The sequence below is a fragment of the Chryseobacterium sp. GM_Chr_2 genome (genome assembly GCF_026540445.1).
GTDB lineage: Bacteria > Bacteroidota > Bacteroidia > Flavobacteriales > Weeksellaceae > Chryseobacterium.
In genome coordinates, this window is the sequence record NZ_JALNUD010000014.1 from 60679 (window position 1) to 78213 (window position 17535).

A 17535-nucleotide genomic window follows, 5' to 3' on the forward strand; every position below is an offset into this window, starting at 1 on the left:
CTTTAATATTTTCTTAATTCGACTTAACAACTTAAATCTTCTTAATGGTTAAAAAGTCTTCATTTTAAATAAATATGCTTCGACAGGCTCAGCATGACATCGCTAATACTGAACTTAAAAAAAGTCAAACTGATTTAAATTAATGGATGGCAATTACTACATGATTCATGATTATCTGATATTCGTTGGAGTATTTGCTATTTTCTTTTTTTTAACCGTTAGTATTTATTTATTCAGTCAAAATCAGAAATTAAAGATAAAAAATGCTAAAATTTCTGAGGCGAATAAAATTATTCAGCAAAGATTAAATGAAGTTCAGCTGGAACATATCGGCACCAAACTAAATCCGCATTTGTTTAAAAATATCTTGAATTCTGTTCAGTCTCATGCATATCAAACCTACATGTCTCTCGACAAACTGGCGAATGTTTTAGACTATATTTTATACGAAAGCAATAATAAATTTGTAAGCCCGAAAGAAGAATTAAATTTCGCTTTAAGTTTAATTGAAATTAATAAAATAAAGATTAATCCACTTTTTGACTTTAGAATAAAATCGAGAATTAATAAATCGGATGAAGTTTATGAAGAAAAGGTTTTTGCTCCATTAATCTCCGTTGATCTTATTGAAAATGCTTTTAAACACACTGATTTTTTGGCACAAGACTCATTCATTTCAATCCAAATGGAACTTGAAGACGGAATTTTCATCATGAAAGTAAGCAATAAGGCTTCCCTGAAAAATATGTTGGAAAAAGAGAAAAGTGGTTTCGGAAGCCAATCTTTAGATCAACGGCTCAAAATGATTTACGGAAATTATTTTACGCTTCAAAAAAACTCAAAAAACGGTATCTTCACGGCAGAATTAACAATCAATTTAGGAGAATTCTATGATAAAATGCGTTATTCTTGATGATGAATTACTGGCGATCAGCTATCTAAAATTACTTTGCGAACAAATTGATAACGTGGAAGTTATAAAAGCATTCAATGATCCTAAAGTTTTTCTACATGAAATTGAAAATATCGATTGTAACGTCTGCATTTTAGACATCGAAATGCCCGGAATGAATGGTTTGCAGGTTGCCGAATTAATTTCAGGTTCAAAAAAAATCATTTTCACAACCGCTTACAAAGAATACGCAGCTGAAGCATTTGACCTCAATGTAGTGGATTATGTCCGAAAGCCGATCAAAAAAGAAAGGTTAACACAGGCTTTTGAAAAAGCAGCAGAACTTATTCAAAAATCAAACAAAAAAGAATTTATCGAATGGAATACCAACATCGGTAAAACCGTGATTTTCACAGACCAAATCGCTTATATTAAAACTTCAGAAATCGATAGCCGCGATAAAGATATTATTTTGAATGATGGCACCAACATCGTTCTGAAAAATTTAAATTTCAAAAACCTTTTAGAAATGCTCCCTTCAAAGGATTTTGCACAAGTGAATAAAAAAGAAATCATTGCGCTATCTTCCATCAAAGTATTTTCAACCAACGAAATTATCACAACTATTTTTTCAGAAGGAGAGAATTTTTTAAAGCTACAAATCGGGGATGCTTACAAAAATTCATTAATGGAAATGTTTGGAAAGTAGATTTTTCAAATATTATCCTTTTAATTACATAATCTCAGCCTTTCATTACATCTACCCTATTTTAAACGTTTAGTCAACGTAGTTTTGCGTCTGATTAAATGATTTTATAATGAAAAAACTACTCTATGCTGGTGGGATTCTCATATCCGGTCTTTGCTTTTCTCAGGAAACAGATTCTAAAATTAAAGCATCTTTTTTTGACGGAATTGCCGTTGTCGGATATGTAGATCATGGCGCATTCATCAACTTTACGGGACCCAATATAAGTTACAAAAACAAAGATTTAAAGCTGATCTTGGGAATGCTGCCTTCACTCAGAATTAAAGAAGACAAATCTGAAGGCACAAAAAATAGCCCGATTACGCCTAATCTCGGAGCCGGATTAACGGTTGTCTACAAGAAAATCGCGTTGCAGCTGCCTGTTTATTACAATTCTAAAACTTCAACCCAAAACGGAGCCTGGAAAATGGGAGTCGGGCTTGGATATTCTTTCAAATAGATTTTCATTACATTATTCGCGGGATTGATTACATTTTAAGAAAATTAACATTTATTAACCATTTATTATAAAGAAATTTACACACTTAAATATAGGAGTTATGAATTTGGGGAAATATAAAAATATTATTTTTTACGTCTGTACCATTGCATTTTTTTCATGCCTGATGTATTGGTTTTTTGTGGAGGGAAAAACGTTAGAAATCGGAGAAAATATTCCGGCTCCCAAAACTACAGGCGGCACGATGTGGGAGAATTTCACAGATTCTTTTTTAACCAATCTTCATCATCCGTTGGCGCTTTTATTGGCTCAAATCGTTACGATTATTATGGTCGCAAAATTATTTGGATGGATTTGTGTTAAACTGAAACAACCTTCCGTAATTGGTGAAATGATCGCGGGTATCGTTTTAGGTCCTTCTCTTTTCGGACTGTATTTTCCGGAACTTTCCGCATTTATTTTTCCGAAAGAATCATTAGGAAATTTACAATTTTTAAGCCAAATCGGCTTGATCCTTTTCATGTATATCGTCGGAATGGAGCTTGATTTGAGCGTTTTAAGAAAAAAAGCACACGATGCTGTTGTCATCAGTCACGCAAGTATCATTATTCCTTTTGCGTTGGGTGTTGGTCTTTCTTATTTTTTATATAAAGAGTTTGCGCCGGACGGAATTCAGTTCAGTTCATTTGCTTTATTTATCGCCATTGCGATGAGTATTACCGCGTTTCCGGTATTGGCAAGAATTGTTCAGGAAAGAAATTTACATAAAACAAAAATAGGAACCGTCGTTATCACCTGTGCCGCCGCCGATGATATTACCGCATGGTGTATTTTGGCAGCCGTTATTGCGATTGTAAAAGCGGGTTCTTTCTCAGGTTCGGTTTTCGTTATCCTGATGGCTATTTTGTATGTTTTCATCATGATTAAAGCAGTAAGACCATTTTTGCATAGAATTGCCGAATCCCAAAAAGGAAAAGGGTTCATCAGCAAAGCATTGGTTGCTGTTTTCTTTTTAATACTGATTATTTCATCTTACGCAACAGAAGTTATCGGAATCCATGCGCTTTTCGGAGCCTTTATGGCAGGAGCAATTATGCCTGAAAACGTAAAATTCAGAAGTCTGTTTGTAGAAAAAGTAGAAGATGTAGCTTTAGTTTTATTGCTTCCTTTATTCTTTGTATTCACTGGTTTAAGAACCCAAATCGGATTATTGAATGATCCGCATCTTTGGAAAATCGGAGGATTTATCATCTTAACAGCCGTTATCGGAAAATTTGTAGGAAGTGCATTAACGGCAAAATTCTTGAATATTAACTGGAAAGACAGTCTTACCATCGGCGCTTTGATGAATACCAGAGGTTTAACGGAGCTTATTGTTCTGAATATCGGGTATGATCTTGGAGTTTTAGGCCCGGAATTATTCGCGATGCTGGTCATCATGGCATTGTTTACAACCTTTATGACAGGGCCTTGTCTTGACCTGATCAATTATTTATTTAAAGGAAAAAAATCATCTTTGGAAGAAGAGTTTGATGAGAGCGAAAATGATGCAAAATACAGAGTTCTTTTGTCTTTTGAAACTCCGAAATCGGGAAGTACTTTATTAAAACTTGCTGATAATTTCACTCATAAAATGAATGGAAACAAAAGCATAACCGCGATGAATATTGCTCCTGTTGATGAACTTCATGCTTTTGATATTAATGATTTTGAAAAAGATCAGTTTAAAAATGTAATCGAAACATCCAGTGATCTGAATTTGGAAGTTACTACCCTTTTCAAAGCATCAACTGATGTTGAAAATGACCTGACAAGTATTACCAATAAAGGAAATTATGATCTTCTCCTGATTATGCTTGGAAAATCGATGTATGAAGGAAGTTTATTGGGAAGACTTTTAGGATTTACTACAAAAATCATTAATCCTGAAAAATTATTAAACACCGTAAAAGGAAAAGGAAATATTTTCAACACCTCTCCTTTTGACGATCTTACGCTTCAGGTATTGGATAAAGCGACAATTCCGGTAGGAGTTTTAGTGGAAAAAGAATTTACCTCTGCAGATAAAGTTTTTGTTCCAATCTTTAATTTAAGCGATTTTTATTTATTGGAATATGCTAAACGATTAATAAATAACAATAATTCTCAAATTATTATTCTGGATGTTGCAGGGCAAATCCGAAATAATATTGAGGTGAAAGAATTGATCCGAAGCATAGAACAGGTGGCACCCAATCATATCACTTTATATAACGAGAAAAAGATTGAAAAGGAATTTCTCAATTCACAAAACCTAATGTTGATCAGTAAAAAAAGCTGGAAAGGCCTGATCGACACAAAAAGTATTTGGTTATCGGATATTCCATCAACTTTAATCATCAGCAATCCATAGATTGTGTGAAAGGTCAATTTTGCTTTGCAAGTCAATGGTCAATTTTTAAATTCAATTAAAAAAAATTGGCAGCAGAGCCAATTGACTTTTTAAATTCATTTGCATAGGAAAATTCACTTTTTTAATCTCAGATTAAAAAAAATTGTCTACCTTAGCTTTGTGATTTTAAATAACAGAACATATTATTACGGAATTTCTAGCTCAAATTTGGGATAAGGATTCTTATGTATATAAATTAAAGCCTCGTCCTCGGACGGGGTTTTTTGTTTTAATAAATTAAAGAGATGAAAATAAGTATTATCGGTGTAGGATTGATTGGCGGCTCAATCGCATTAAAATTAAGAGAAAAAGGCATTAGCGATTTCATTTACGGAATCGATAACAGCAACGAGCACCTGAACGAAGCTTTAGAATTAAAAATAATTGATGCGAAAGTAGATCTGGAGTACGGCATTAAAAATTCAGACCTTATTATTTTAGCAATTCCGGTAGATTCTGCAAGAAAATTATTACCCAATGTTTTAGATCTGATTTCTGAAAATCAAACCGTGATGGATGCAGGTTCTACAAAAGCTGGAATTGTAAATGCTGTAAAAGATCATCCGAAACGATCGAGATTTGTGGCTTTTCACCCGATGTGGGGAACGGAAAATAATGGTCCGAAATCTGCCATTTCAAACAGTTTTTCAGGAAAAGCAGGTGTCATTTGCAACAAAGAAGAATCAGCTAAAGATGCTTTGGAATTGATTGAAAAAATTGTAGAAAGTCTTGATATGCATTTAATTTATATGAATGCCGAAGATCACGATGTGCACACCGCTTATATTTCACACATTTCACACATCACTTCTTACGCTTTGGCGAATACTGTTTTGGAAAAGGAACGTGAAGAAGACACAATTTTTCAGTTGGCGAGTTCCGGTTTTTCGAGTACGGTTCGTTTAGCAAAATCTCATCCTGAAATGTGGGTTCCGATCTTTAAACAAAATAAAGAAAATGTGTTGGATGTTTTGAATGAGCATATTTCACAATTAAGAAAATTCAAATCTGCTTTAGAAAAAGAAAATTTTGAATATTTGGGAGAGTTGATTTCTAATGCGAATAAGATTAGAGGGATTTTGGATAAATAAATAATTTTCTTTTGTCTTGAAGCAAAAGAAACAAAAATTCAAGACTTGGAAACTTTCGCTAAAAATAAATTCTGGTATCTAAAAATTCTAAAACTCGCGCGATAACGAAATTTGTTCTTCGGTTCAATTTTTGTCTCGCGCTCAAACAGTAGAATTCTCTTAACGTTCGCAGAATTTATTTTCTTTACGCTTCAGTTTCCTAAGTCTTTTTTTTAGTTATAATTAGAATTAGCGGTCGTAAAACATTACTTATTACCAATTACTTATCACTCATATTCTAGCATTCCGGCACATTCACCGCAATTGCGAGACCGCCTTCTGAAGTTTCTTTAAATCGATCGCTCATCGAAAGTGCTGTCTCCCACATCGTTTGAATCACCTCATCCAAAGTCACTTTTGCTTTTGCAGGATCACTTTCTAAGGCAATATTTGCCGCAGTAATCGCTTTTATTGCTCCCATTGTATTTCTTTCGATACATGGAATTTGGACTAAACCTTTGATCGGATCACAAGTTAATCCTAAATGATGCTCCATCGCAATTTCTGCTGCCATCAAGACCTGACCAACGCTTCCGCCAAGAATTTCTGTCAAACCTGCTGCCGCCATCGCTGAAGAAACGCCTACTTCTGCCTGACAACCGCCCATTGCTGCAGAAATGGTTGCATTTTTCTTAAATAAAGTTCCGATTTCGCCCGCAACCAATAAAAATCTTACAATATCATCATCGCTGATGAAATCTGTAAAAGCCTGAGAATACATTAATACCGCAGGAATTACACCACTTGCCCCATTAGTGGGAGCCGTGATAATTCTTCCGAAGCTTGCGTTTTCTTCATTTACCGCCAATGCAAAACAGGCAATCCATTTATTGATATTGGTAAAATTTTCTTCGGCATCTACCACCTGCTGAAACCATTCATCTTTATTTTTATAGATTTTATCTCCTAATAATTTTCTGTTGATTCCGGCTGCTCTTCTCGTAACATTCAATCCGCCCGGAAGAATACCTTCTTTGTTTACGCCTTTGTAAATACATTCTTTAATTTGCTGCCAAATATAAAGCGCTTCTGCTCTTGTTTCCTCCTGAGATCGCCAGCTTTCTTCATTCATTAAAATTAAATCTGAAATTTTATTTAATCCTAATTTCTGACAGTATTTTACGATGTCTGAAGATTTGTGACAAGGATATAAAGTACGGATACAGTGCTTATCAATCGATTTTTTTTCCTGACTCATGATAAAGCCGCCTCCCACAGAATAAAAATCCTGAACAAGCTCAGTTCCGTCTTCGAAAATAGCTTTAAAGATCATTCCGTTGGGATGATAGTCTAAAGATTTAGACATATTCAGCACCAAGTGATGCCCGTAAATAAAAGGAATTTCTTTTTCACCACCCAGATTTAGAATCTGAGAAGTTTTAATATGTTCTATCTTCTCATCAATTTTTGTTGTATCGATTGTTTTAAAATCTTCACCATTTAGACCCAGCATTCCGGCAATATCTGTACCATGCCCAATCCCCGTTTTTGCCAGTGAACCGAAGAATTCCAAGAAAACTTCCTTCACCTCATCTATTGATCTTTCTCTTTTAATAATTCTGATAAACGCAGATGCTGCATTCCAAGGCCCCATTGTATGCGAACTAGACGGGCCTATTCCTACTTTTATAATCTCAAAAACCGATATTGATTCCATAATTGATTTTCATTTCCACAAAAAACAAAGATAAAGGTTTAATCGGATAAAAAAATTGTAATCTATACGGAAGGAAAACTTTACTAGAAAGTACCGCCTATTTATAATTAGACCAAAATAATTTAAAACAAAAAGCCAAAGATCGTGACAATCTTTGGCTTCAAATTAAAACTATATGAACACTGTAGATAAACTATTTTTATGTGAATTGTGAATTTATTTAAGTCTAGCTTAAACCTCACAATTCTTTTTAACAAAGGCTTTCTTCGTGCTGAGAAATATCAAGTCCCATTTTCTCAGATTCTTCAGAAACCCTTAATGTGATAATATTATTTGTGATTTTATATAAAATTAATGAACCGAAAAACGCAAATAAAGAAACAAGAACCAATGCCATCATGTGATGAGCAAACACTTCCCAACCGCCGTGAAGCAAACTTGCATTTTCACCGTGAGCAAAAATAGCCGTTAAGATCATTCCCATAATTCCGCCCACGCCGTGACAGGCAAAAACATCTAAGGTATCATCTATTTTCTTCAATGCTTTCCAATTCACCATGATATTTGAAACAATCGCAGAAATAAATCCGATAAAAATACTTTCAGGAATAGAGACAAATCCGCATCCTGGCGTAATAGCCACCAAACCGACTACCGCACCAATGCAGGCTCCTAATGCAGAAACTTTACGCTTATTAATTCGATCAAAAAAGATCCATGTCATCATTGCAGATCCCGAAGCGATCGTGGTTGTTCCGAACGCCATCGCTGCTGTTGCATTGGCACTTAATGCAGAACCAGCATTAAAACCAAACCAACCGAACCAAAGCATTCCTGTTCCCAACATCACGTAAGAAATATTGGAAGGCTCATGATGAGGATTTTTTCTGTTTCCGACCACTAAAGCACCTGCCAAAGCCGCAAATCCTGCACTCATATGAACAACGGTTCCACCAGCAAAATCTTTAACTCCAAAAAATTTATTTAAAAGACCTTCCGGATGCCAAACCATGTGGCAAAGCGGTGTATAGATAAACAAACTGAAAAGTACCATAAATAATAGATAGGATACAAAACGAACCCTCTCTGCAAAAGAACCGGTAATTAACGCGGGTGTGATTACAGCAAATTTCATCTGAAACAAAGCAAACAACACAAAAGGTATCGTGGATGCCATCTGTTTATGCGGCAAAACGCCTACTCGGCTAAAAAAAGGATAGCTTAAAGGATTTCCTATAATACCGTAATGTTCGCCATTTAAGGTAAATCCGATAGAATCTCCGAAAGACAGTGAAAAACCAATGACTACCCATAAAATTGAAATAACTCCTAATGCAATAAAGCTTTGAAGCATGGTTGAAATCACGTTTTTCTTACCGACCATTCCGCCATAAAAGAAAGAAAGACCAGGTGTCATTAGCAAAACCAATCCGGCAGCAGCCAAAATCCATGCAACATCTGCTCCTACAATCTTATCTTCACTCAGGAATTCTCCGGTATTTGGAAAATCAACAATCGGGCTCCAAAATAACCCTCCTATTGCCACCAAACTAATAATACTAAATGAAACGATCCATTTCAAACCTACTTTCATAAAATTTTTCTGTTTACCCCCTCAAAAGTAAGCATTAATTTTATAAAAACAATAAAATATTTTTAAAACCCCTTTAATTTTAAGTAAAATTAATTTTAAAACATATTTATTTTAAAACCTCCCCTAAAATTTTAGACACTTCATGAGGTTTTGTTGCAGGAAAAAGATGAGTACCTCCTTTTATGACGAAATTAGGCTTTGAATATTTTATAGGAAAAACAATATCCCGATCTCCCAAAATCTGAATCACTTCAGGGGTTTCTTCAAATTTCCATTCTGATACTTTTTCGACAGACCATTTTAAATAATAAGGATCTCTCACTCTAAAATATTGTAGAATTTTAGGATTTTTAGGATCAAACAGTTTTCTCACTACAGAATACATATTGGCAGCTTTATCGTTGAAAAGACCAATAGGCAAAACCCTCGGAATTTTCGTGTATTCGCCAAGTTTAATGAATTTCGATTTTTCTTTGTCGGATTTTATACTTCCAAGAATTATGACTTTCTGCGCAGGTTTTATTTTGTTGATTTCCTGAACCACAATACCTCCAAAAGAATATCCCAATAGACTGAAAGGCTCAGAAACATCTATTTTCTCAGCCATTCTTTGGATATAATCATTGAAAGGCTCGTTCATCTGTGGAATGAGCCAGTCTATAAAAACAATTTCATACTGCGCCGGGAATTTTATTTTTTCCAGCACTTTAAAATCTGCACCGAGACCACTTACAACATAAATTTTCATAGAACTAAAATAATAAAAATCATGAAAATAGAATTACTGCTTTACATTTTATCAGTAATAGTCAAAGAAGAAGAAACTTACATTGTAATTAAATCTAAAAATCGTGATTTACAATAAAAACAACACAATATTAATTTAATTATATGTTTTAAATAAATTAATAAATAATTACAAAAATAAAAACGAATAAAATCACATAAAACGCATTTTAATCATTAAAAACACAAATTCAATTAAAATATTTAATAATTTAGTAAAACAATAATCATAAAAATAAAATATCATGAAAAATTTAAAAAAATTAGACAGAAAGGAATTGAAAGAAATTTCAGGAAGTGCACTTAATCTAATCCCTGCTATTGGCGGTGGCATTCCAATAGGCATCATAGGTAATGTTCCTTACATAGGACCATCTGTAGAACAATTAATATGTACAGCTGTATGCCAAGCCATTCATACACCCGCCCTAGCCAATATTCCAATTGATCAGCTTATAAAATGTACACCTTGTCCATAACAAATTAACCGCTCCAAAAAGAGCGGTTTTTTTATTTCAAAAATAAAAACCTCAAATAAAGAGGTTTTTACACTTTTCAAATTCAATACGAATTAGTTTTTTGCAAAAGATATCCTTGTAATACTATCAATAGATAATGAAGAAATAGTATCCGACGCTACCCACTCTAAAATATATCCCGCACCCGTGCCTAAAGGAGGAGGAAGGCTTGCTCCATCTGCAATGGTAGTAAAATTATACACCAAAATACCACTTGTTTTACTGGAAGGTACTACCCCACTGATCTCAGACCGAAAACCCGAAGTAGGATTTCTAAGAATAAAAGTAATATCCTGACTGTAAATATTGGAGGATTTGGTATAATTAACGATTACCCTCCACTGATGAACCTGCCCACGTACTGCATTTTCTAAAAATTTTCCACCAGCATATACTTTAGAATCTATAGTGGAAGAATTATCCGGCCAACTTGTAGTAGGCGGTGTGCATAAACCAACGGTGAGGATAAAGTTACCTGTTTGAGGGTATTCTCAGAAACGTTAGTCCAAGTGGGTTTTGTTCCGGCTCCGGCTCCACTTCCGTTTATTTTCAAGACTCCTTCATTGGTTTTTGTTTGATCCCTACTATACACTAAAGTTCCCCAGCTGGTTCCGTCATAAAATCGGATTGTTTTATTGGTAGAATCATAGGCAACCATTCCTTCTACAGGCTGCTTAATAGCCGACAGATCAGCGAGGCGAGGAATTACCATAGTAGAATTGTTAGAAACTATATCTAAGACACCTTGTGGATGCGTGGTGTTTATTCCCACTTGAGCCGAAAGCTCCACAAAAGAAGCAATAAAAATTACTAATAATTTATTCATTTTGTATTTATTTTAATTAATTTTTCAAAAATCCAATCCCAACAGTTACGAATTTATATTTTTTAAAAAATATTTTTATAAATACTTTAAAACAAATATAGTAAATTAAAATTAATTCACAATTTTGACCAAAAAAAAGAGCGACTTACAAGCCGCTCAATTATTTATATCAAGGTTGATATTATTTCTTTTTTACAGGAACTCTGTTTTCATTATCCAGTTTTTCAGTAGAAATTTTAAACTGAAAATCCATTTCGTTTTTAATGAAATAATCTTTTAATGAAGATTGATAGAATACTTTAAAGTCTCTTCTGTTTAATGAGAACTTAGCAGATTCAATAATAACAGTAAACTGAGTAATATAAGCGTTCGCAGGGAAAGAGATTGTTTTTCTCACACCTTTGATCGTAATATCACCATAAATCGTAGAATTGTACTCACTATTTGCTAAAGGAATAATTTTAGTTAAGTGAAATTTAGCCGTAGGAAATTTTTTAACCTCGAAAAAGTTGGTACTTTTCAGATCATCTGTCAGTTTCAATTGATCTTCATCAGAGACATCTCCCGCCAGAATACTTCTCATATCTATAATAAATTCACCATCGATAAGAACAGTTTTATCAAAATTAAACTTCCCGCTTTTTAGTTTTACCGTTCCCGAGTGCGATGAAGCCTGAGTTTTCACTACTTTGTATCCCCACCATCTGATATCCGATGAAGTCACTTTTATCACCTTATCCCCTTTCTTTTGAGCAAAAACAAATGACATGCTTACACACATCATAGCAAACAATAGTAATCTTTTCATTCTTTTTTATTTACAATTCAACAAAAATAAAAAAAAGTGTAGAACTTCTACACTTTTAACAATCTTTTTTTGTTTAAATTATTTAGCAGTTACTTTTACAAGCATATCGATATCATCTTTCACAAAAACATCCTGCATTGTAGATTTGTACGCAACATCAAATTTCTGTCTGTCGAAAGAGAATTTGTTTGAAACCAAAGCCACAACTCCTTTGCTGTAAGAAATCTTAGCAGGGAAAGAAATAGAATTTGTTTTTCCTTTTACCGTTAAATCTCCTGTTACGATACTGTTATACACTTTATCGTTGTTTTTCTTTACACCAGTAATTTTGAAACTAGCAGTCGGGAACTTTTCCACCTCGAAGAAATCTCCGTTTTTAAGATGACCGTTTAGTTTCCCTTGGTACTCACCAGAAAGGTCTGTCGCGTTGATAGAAGTCATATCTAATACGAATGAACCTCCAACCAATTGGTTTCCTTTCATGATCATATCACCAGATTTTACTTTCACAGTACCGTCGTGAGAGCTAGCCTCAGATTTTGCTACTTTGTATCCCCACCAGTGTACGTCAGAAGCTACTACTTTTTTTGATTGACCGAAAGCCAGACCACCAGCTAAAACTGCTAATAATAATATTTTTTTCATTTCGAATAAAGTTATTTACCTTGTTTAATGATGCAAAAATACTATACTTATTTGATAGATTTCATTGATGTATATCAATAAAAGTAATTATTTTCATGAATAATATCAGTAAATAAAAAGCTCCGAATTTCTTCGGAGCCGTTCTTTAGTCTTGATAATAAGCAGTGTATAATACAATACCGTTCAATCCTGTATTTTTTGTCTTTATTAGGTAAATCGGGATGTTTCTCAACATATCCTCCATTTTATCACTGATCTTATATTTTTCGTAGAATTTATCTTTATTAATATATTCTCTGATCGCCTGAGCAATATCTCCTGAAATCAACAATCCTCCGGTAGCTTTTAGCTTTAAAGTAAGGTTGTTTGCCTCTCTTGCTAAAAACTCGATGAAAGTATCCAACGCGATTTTACAGATCAATACATCTTCTTCGATCGCTGCTTTGTATAATTCTTCAGCAAAATTACCATTCGCAAAACGATCTGCCAACCATTCCGGTTCAGGATGTCTTTTCACATCTCTCAGGAATCGGTAAATATTAAACAAACCTGTTTTTGAAAGTACGTTTTCCCAGCTTACAATTCCGTAAATATTATTTAAGAACTGATAAAATTCCACCTCAACATTCGTTCTTGGTGAAAATTCTGAGTGACCACCTTCTGTAGCAAAAGGTCTTAAATATTTTCCGTCGAAGAAATATCCAGCTTCTCCCAGCCCGTTTCCAGGTGCAAGAATTGCGACATTTCCTTTTTCAAGGTGACCGCTTGTGTAGATAGGATCTAGCTCGCTATCTTCCAAAAGTCCCATCCCGTATGCAGAAGCTTCAAGGTCATTAAGCATTTCTACTCTTTCAAACCCGAAATCTCTTTTAAAGTCTTCTACCTCCAGATTCCAACCTAGCCTTGCAGGAGCACTTCTCCCATCAAGCACTGGTCCCGGAACCGCCATTCCCAGACGTTTTACATTTTCCAAATTGTTTTCCTGAATGAATTTCTTCAAAATATCTGAAAACGAAGAAAATTCTTTGGTAGGATAATTATTTTGGATTTTTACTTCAAGACCACCGTTTCCGGAGATAAAATATCCCACAGTGGTAACATCTTCACGAAGGTTTGCCCCGATAATAGAAACATTATCATTATTACCGTTCTGTACTCCCGGTAAATAAAGTGGAAATTTTGGATTCAAATTCATTATCTCAAATTTTATCTAAATATAATAATACTTTTTGTAAATTCTCAAGGGAATGAAAAAACCTTTCCAAAAATTTGAAAAGGTTTGGCTAATAATTGTTTATATTTAAATCTAACTACTTCCCTAATGGTATATTGTAAGAAAATCCTAGACCAAGATTCCCCACATTATAGTCTTGCCCAGCAAGATCTCCTTTACTTCCTGCAAATACCTTCTGATATTGTACAAAGAAATTCCAGTCTCTGTTGTGGTACCCGATCTCAGGCTTGATGTAGAAACCACCATCTGGTCTGTCTACATTGCTGTTTGAAGCTACTTTGTCGTTACCAACTAGAAAACCATATCCTAAGTCAGTTCCAAAATAAAATCCTGTTTGTTTAGGATAAATTCTGATCAAAGCACCTACTGGCACAACTCCTACATCGTTATTATTGTAACCGTTGTTATCTTTCCCGAAATAATGAGTATATCCTGTTGCGATACCCAATCCGAATCCTGGAGTGATTAAGTTTTGGTAAGCTACATCTACACCCACAGCTGCAGAAAGGTTATCAGCAGGAACCGCTAAACCTACGTTAGCACCTACTTTCAACATATTATTCATTTGTGAGCTTTGAGCACTTACAACACCTGCCGTCATAATACCAGCAAGTAAGATTGCTTGTTTTAACATTTTCATAACTCTGATTTTTAAATTTTACTATCCTGAAAGATGTAAAAATCATGCCAAGAAAGGCAAATAATTCCACTTTAACATTCTAAAAGAGCACAATCAAAAGTGAATCAGTCAGTTAAATTTAGTTAAAAATTAAATAGGTGTTTAAGTTATTCTTTACATTTAATATAGAATTGAGATTTTAATGAAAACTATACATTTTTTGAATTACGAAAAATAGCAATATTAAGAATTCTTAATCGTTATTATTTTAACCTTATCTCACTCGAAACATCAAAAAACAAAGTATTACAATGACACCTCCATCTCTCATTAATAATAAACATCTTCTTTGGCGGGCCGGTTTCGGAGCCGGAATCAACCAATTGGAAGATTTGAAAAATATAAATGTAAAAGACTTAATTAATGATTTATTTAAAGAAGAACCTTTTACTGAAATTAATTACGAGACGCCTGATATAGAGATCAATGATTCTATGACCGATCAATCGCCCGCAGAAAAGAAAAAAGAAATGCAGAAGATCAATCGCGAACAAAACGAAGAGCTCAATCTGAATTTCCTTGATAAAATGGTTAACAGCAAAGAGCAAATGAGGGAAAAGATGGCATTTTTCTGGCATGGGCATTTTGCTTCGAGAGTTCAAAATCCTAGATTTAATCGACAGATTTTAAATGTTATCCGAAAAAATGCACTGGGAAATTTCAAAGATCTTTTGTTTGAAGTGAGCCAAGCGCCTGCAATGTTGAACTTTTTAAATAATCAACAAAATAAAAAAGATCATCCCAATGAAAATTTCGCTCGTGAAGTAATGGAACTTTTCACAATGGGACGAGGAAATTATACCGAAAAAGACATCAGAGAAGGTGCAAGAGCCTTTACCGGATGGGGTTATGACAAAGAAGGGAATTTTCTTGAAAGGCCTAAACAGCATGATGAAGGCACAAAAATATTCCTCAATAAAACCGGAAATTTTACAGGAACTGATGCTTTAAATATTATTCTTGAACAAAAAGCAACTTCAAAATTTATCACCACAAAAATTTACAAATTTTTCGTGAATGAAAATGTAGACGAAGCTATTGTAAATAAACTAAGCGAAAGTTTTTATCAATCGAACTACGACATTAAAAAACTCATGAAAGATATTTTCTCAAGTTCATGGTTTTATGATAAAAAAAACATTGGGAACAGAATAAAATCGCCCATAGAATTGATGGCAGGAATGATGAGAACTCTTCCAATGAATATTCAAAATCGGGAAAACCTCATCGTTTATCAGAAATTATTAGGGCAAACGCTTTTGTACCCGCCAAACGTTGCAGGCTGGCCAAACGGAAAATCATGGATTGACAGTTCAACACTGATGTTGAGATTGCAAATTCCCCAGATTTGGTCGGGTTTACGACCTCTTGATTATCATCCAAAAGAAGATGACGATGTAGATATGGGCTTAAAAAAGAACCCGAATAATCTTGCGAAAAGCTTCAAAAATCCGAATATTACGATCGATTGGGCAAGAGTAGAAAAGATTTTTAACGGAAAAAATGTTGAAGATTATTTAATTCAAAATTCAAAATCTTTGGATATGAGCTCGGTTAAAAATTTCTCCGACAATAGTGTGAAAATGAATGTGATTAATCTAATGTCAACGCCAGAATATCAGTTGATGTAAGGTCGCAGGTTGCAGATTTTAGCTTATAGCCAAAGTACGCTGCAAAGCCTGCAACCTACCATCTTTAACCTAAAACCTACTATTTATGCTAATCAAAAGAAGAGAATTCCTAAGAATAAGTTCATTGGCTACCGCATCGTTGTTGATGCCTAATTTTCTGAAAGCAATGACTTTCGATGAAGCATTGGAACCCCATCAGAAGATTTTGGTTGTGCTTCAATTCACAGGTGGAAATGATGGTTTAAATACGATCATTCCGACAAAAAATGACATTTATTTTAAAGAAAGAAAAAATATCGCCATCAAAGATTCTTTGCAGTTGAACGATGAAGCGGGAATTAACCCAGCCCTCTCCTATTTTAAGGAATTGTATGACAATGGCGAGCTTTCCGTGATGAATAATGTCGGGTATCCCAATCCCGATAAATCCCATTTTAGAAGCATGGATATTTGGCATTCCGCTAGCAAAAGCGATGAATATTTGGAAACCGGCTGGCTGGGGCGTTTTCTAGATGAAGAATGTTATAAATGTGAACATCCAACTCAGGCATTAGAAATTGATGATATGCTAAGTTTGGCTTTAAAAGGTGAAAATAATAAAGCATTCGCCTTCAAAGATCCAAAAAGATTATATCAAACCAGTCAGGAAAAATATTTCAAATCGTTGTACGATCATCATCATGACGATGAAACGGTTTCTTATTTATATCAAACTTTAGGTTCCACCATCAATAATGCGGGCTATATTTTTGATAAAAGTAAAGCCAAAAAGACCGAACAAACTTATCCGAATTCGCAATTAGGAAAAGATTTTAAAACCGTTGCATCATTGATTAAGTCCGATATTAATACACGAGTTTATTATCTTTCAGTAGGAAGTTTTGATACGCATGTGAACCAAAATGAAAGACAACAAAAATTATTTGGAGACATTAATGAAGCAGTAAAATCTTTCGTTGCAGACATGAAAGGTAACGGACTTTTTGATGATATTTTGTTAATGACTTTTTCAGAATTCGGTCGACGTGTTGCCCAAAATGCAAGCAATGGAACCGATCATGGAACAGCCAATCAAATGTTTTTCATCAGTGGTAGCTTGAAGAAAAAAGGACTTTTAAACCCACTTCCAGATTTAACCAAATTGAATGAAGGAGATTTAATTTATTCTGAAGATTTCAGGAAAGTATATGCTACTATTCTTAAAAACTGGCTGAAAGCGGATTCTTCTAAAGTATTGGGTTGGAAAAATGGAGTTTATGATTTTGTATAAATAAAAAGAGACTGCCATAAGTTAACAGCCTCTTTCTATAGTTTTCAACATGAATCATTTTAAACAGATTCAGGAAGTTGTTTTTTCTCGTCTTTATTATATTTTTCATCCAGTTTTTCTGATATTTTCTTTATCACAAACTCGATTACCAAAGGGGCTACAATAGCTACAACTGCTTTTAATATTCTTGATTTCATATTTTTATTTTATTTTTTGATTACTACAA

At 34.1% G+C, this 17535-nt stretch carries 18 protein-coding genes; 8 read left to right on the forward strand and 10 right to left on the reverse strand.

Translation table 11 applies throughout. From position 1 onward, the window contains the following. Positions 1-142: 142 nt before the first annotated feature. The 5 genes from OXQ85_RS18485 (at position 143) to OXQ85_RS18505 (ending at position 5622) form a co-directional block, all read left to right on the forward strand. On the forward strand, positions 143-913 hold the full coding sequence (locus OXQ85_RS18485; protein ID WP_267406389.1) for a histidine kinase: 771 nt from the start codon (positions 143-145) through the stop codon (positions 911-913). Continuing rightward, positions 891-1601 (forward strand): response regulator transcription factor, encoded by a 711-nt coding sequence (locus tag OXQ85_RS18490; protein WP_267406390.1) that lies wholly within the window; start codon positions 891-893, stop codon positions 1599-1601. Before OXQ85_RS18485 ends, OXQ85_RS18490 begins: the two co-directional genes overlap by 23 nt. 109 nt (positions 1602-1710) lie before the next feature. Further along, positions 1711-2100, forward strand: coding sequence for a hypothetical protein (locus tag OXQ85_RS18495; protein WP_267406391.1), 390 nt, complete (start codon positions 1711-1713; stop codon positions 2098-2100). 100 nt (positions 2101-2200) lie between these two features. After that, positions 2201-4492 (forward strand): cation:proton antiporter, encoded by a 2292-nt coding sequence (locus tag OXQ85_RS18500; protein ID WP_267406392.1) that lies wholly within the window; start codon positions 2201-2203, stop codon positions 4490-4492. 284 nt (positions 4493-4776) lie between these two features. Continuing rightward, positions 4777-5622 carry a prephenate dehydrogenase gene (locus tag OXQ85_RS18505; RefSeq protein ID WP_267406393.1) on the forward strand — a complete coding sequence of 282 codons (846 nt, stop codon included), beginning with the start codon at positions 4777-4779 and terminating at the stop codon, positions 5620-5622. 277 nt (positions 5623-5899) lie between these two features. Here the strand turns inward: OXQ85_RS18505 and OXQ85_RS18510 are convergent, their stop codons facing one another. The 3 genes from OXQ85_RS18510 to OXQ85_RS18520 all read right to left on the reverse strand — a co-directional run bounded on the left by OXQ85_RS18510 (position 5900) and on the right by OXQ85_RS18520 (position 9660). Continuing rightward, positions 5900-7318 (reverse strand): L-serine ammonia-lyase, encoded by a 1419-nt coding sequence (locus tag OXQ85_RS18510; RefSeq protein ID WP_267406394.1) that lies wholly within the window; start codon positions 7316-7318, stop codon positions 5900-5902. Positions 7319-7568: 250 nt separating this feature from the next. Next, complete coding sequence (locus OXQ85_RS18515) at positions 7569-8912, reverse strand: ammonium transporter (RefSeq protein WP_267406395.1); 1344 nt, start codon at positions 8910-8912, stop codon at positions 7569-7571. Positions 8913-9018: 106 nt separating this feature from the next. Continuing rightward, the gene (locus OXQ85_RS18520; protein ID WP_267406396.1) at positions 9019-9660 is read right to left on the reverse strand and encodes an alpha/beta hydrolase; all 642 of its coding nucleotides are present in this window, start codon (positions 9658-9660) and stop codon (positions 9019-9021) included. Between the two features lie 283 nt (positions 9661-9943). On the opposite strand from OXQ85_RS18520, the gene OXQ85_RS18525 reads away from it, so the two are divergent. Next, positions 9944-10177: a hypothetical protein gene (locus OXQ85_RS18525; protein ID WP_267406397.1), complete on the forward strand. Its 234-nt coding sequence runs from the start codon at positions 9944-9946 to the stop codon at positions 10175-10177. A 92-nt stretch (positions 10178-10269) separates the two neighbouring features. Here the strand turns inward: OXQ85_RS18525 and OXQ85_RS18530 are convergent, their stop codons facing one another. The 6 genes from OXQ85_RS18530 to OXQ85_RS18555 all read right to left on the reverse strand — a co-directional run bounded on the left by OXQ85_RS18530 (position 10270) and on the right by OXQ85_RS18555 (position 14369). Then, positions 10270-10419 carry a hypothetical protein gene (locus tag OXQ85_RS18530; protein ID WP_267406398.1) on the reverse strand — a complete coding sequence of 50 codons (150 nt, stop codon included), beginning with the start codon at positions 10417-10419 and terminating at the stop codon, positions 10270-10272. Between the two features lie 200 nt (positions 10420-10619). Next, positions 10620-11042, reverse strand: coding sequence for a hypothetical protein (locus tag OXQ85_RS18535; protein WP_267406399.1), 423 nt, complete (start codon positions 11040-11042; stop codon positions 10620-10622). A 181-nt stretch (positions 11043-11223) separates the two neighbouring features. Continuing rightward, entirely contained in the window at positions 11224-11850 is a 627-nt protein-coding gene (locus OXQ85_RS18540; RefSeq protein WP_267406400.1) for a YceI family protein, read from the reverse strand. Positions 11851-11928: 78 nt separating this feature from the next. Continuing rightward, positions 11929-12495 carry a YceI family protein gene (locus OXQ85_RS18545; protein WP_267406401.1) on the reverse strand — a complete coding sequence of 189 codons (567 nt, stop codon included), beginning with the start codon at positions 12493-12495 and terminating at the stop codon, positions 11929-11931. A 145-nt stretch (positions 12496-12640) separates the two neighbouring features. Next, positions 12641-13690 (reverse strand): glucokinase, encoded by a 1050-nt coding sequence (locus OXQ85_RS18550; RefSeq protein WP_267406402.1) that lies wholly within the window; start codon positions 13688-13690, stop codon positions 12641-12643. Positions 13691-13805: 115 nt separating this feature from the next. Then, entirely contained in the window at positions 13806-14369 is a 564-nt protein-coding gene (locus OXQ85_RS18555; RefSeq protein WP_267406403.1) for a hypothetical protein, read from the reverse strand. Between the two features lie 290 nt (positions 14370-14659). Between OXQ85_RS18555 and OXQ85_RS18560 the strand changes: the two genes are divergently transcribed. Continuing rightward, positions 14660-16039 carry a DUF1800 domain-containing protein gene (locus OXQ85_RS18560; protein ID WP_267406404.1) on the forward strand — a complete coding sequence of 460 codons (1380 nt, stop codon included), beginning with the start codon at positions 14660-14662 and terminating at the stop codon, positions 16037-16039. Between the two features lie 85 nt (positions 16040-16124). Then, on the forward strand, positions 16125-17309 hold the full coding sequence (locus OXQ85_RS18565; protein WP_267406405.1) for a DUF1501 domain-containing protein: 1185 nt from the start codon (positions 16125-16127) through the stop codon (positions 17307-17309). Between the two features lie 59 nt (positions 17310-17368). On the opposite strand, the gene OXQ85_RS18570 is transcribed toward OXQ85_RS18565, so the two are convergent. Further along, a complete protein-coding gene (locus OXQ85_RS18570; RefSeq protein WP_267406407.1) occupies positions 17369-17506 on the reverse strand; it encodes a hypothetical protein in 138 nt (45 codons plus the stop codon). Positions 17507-17535 lie beyond the last annotated feature (29 nt).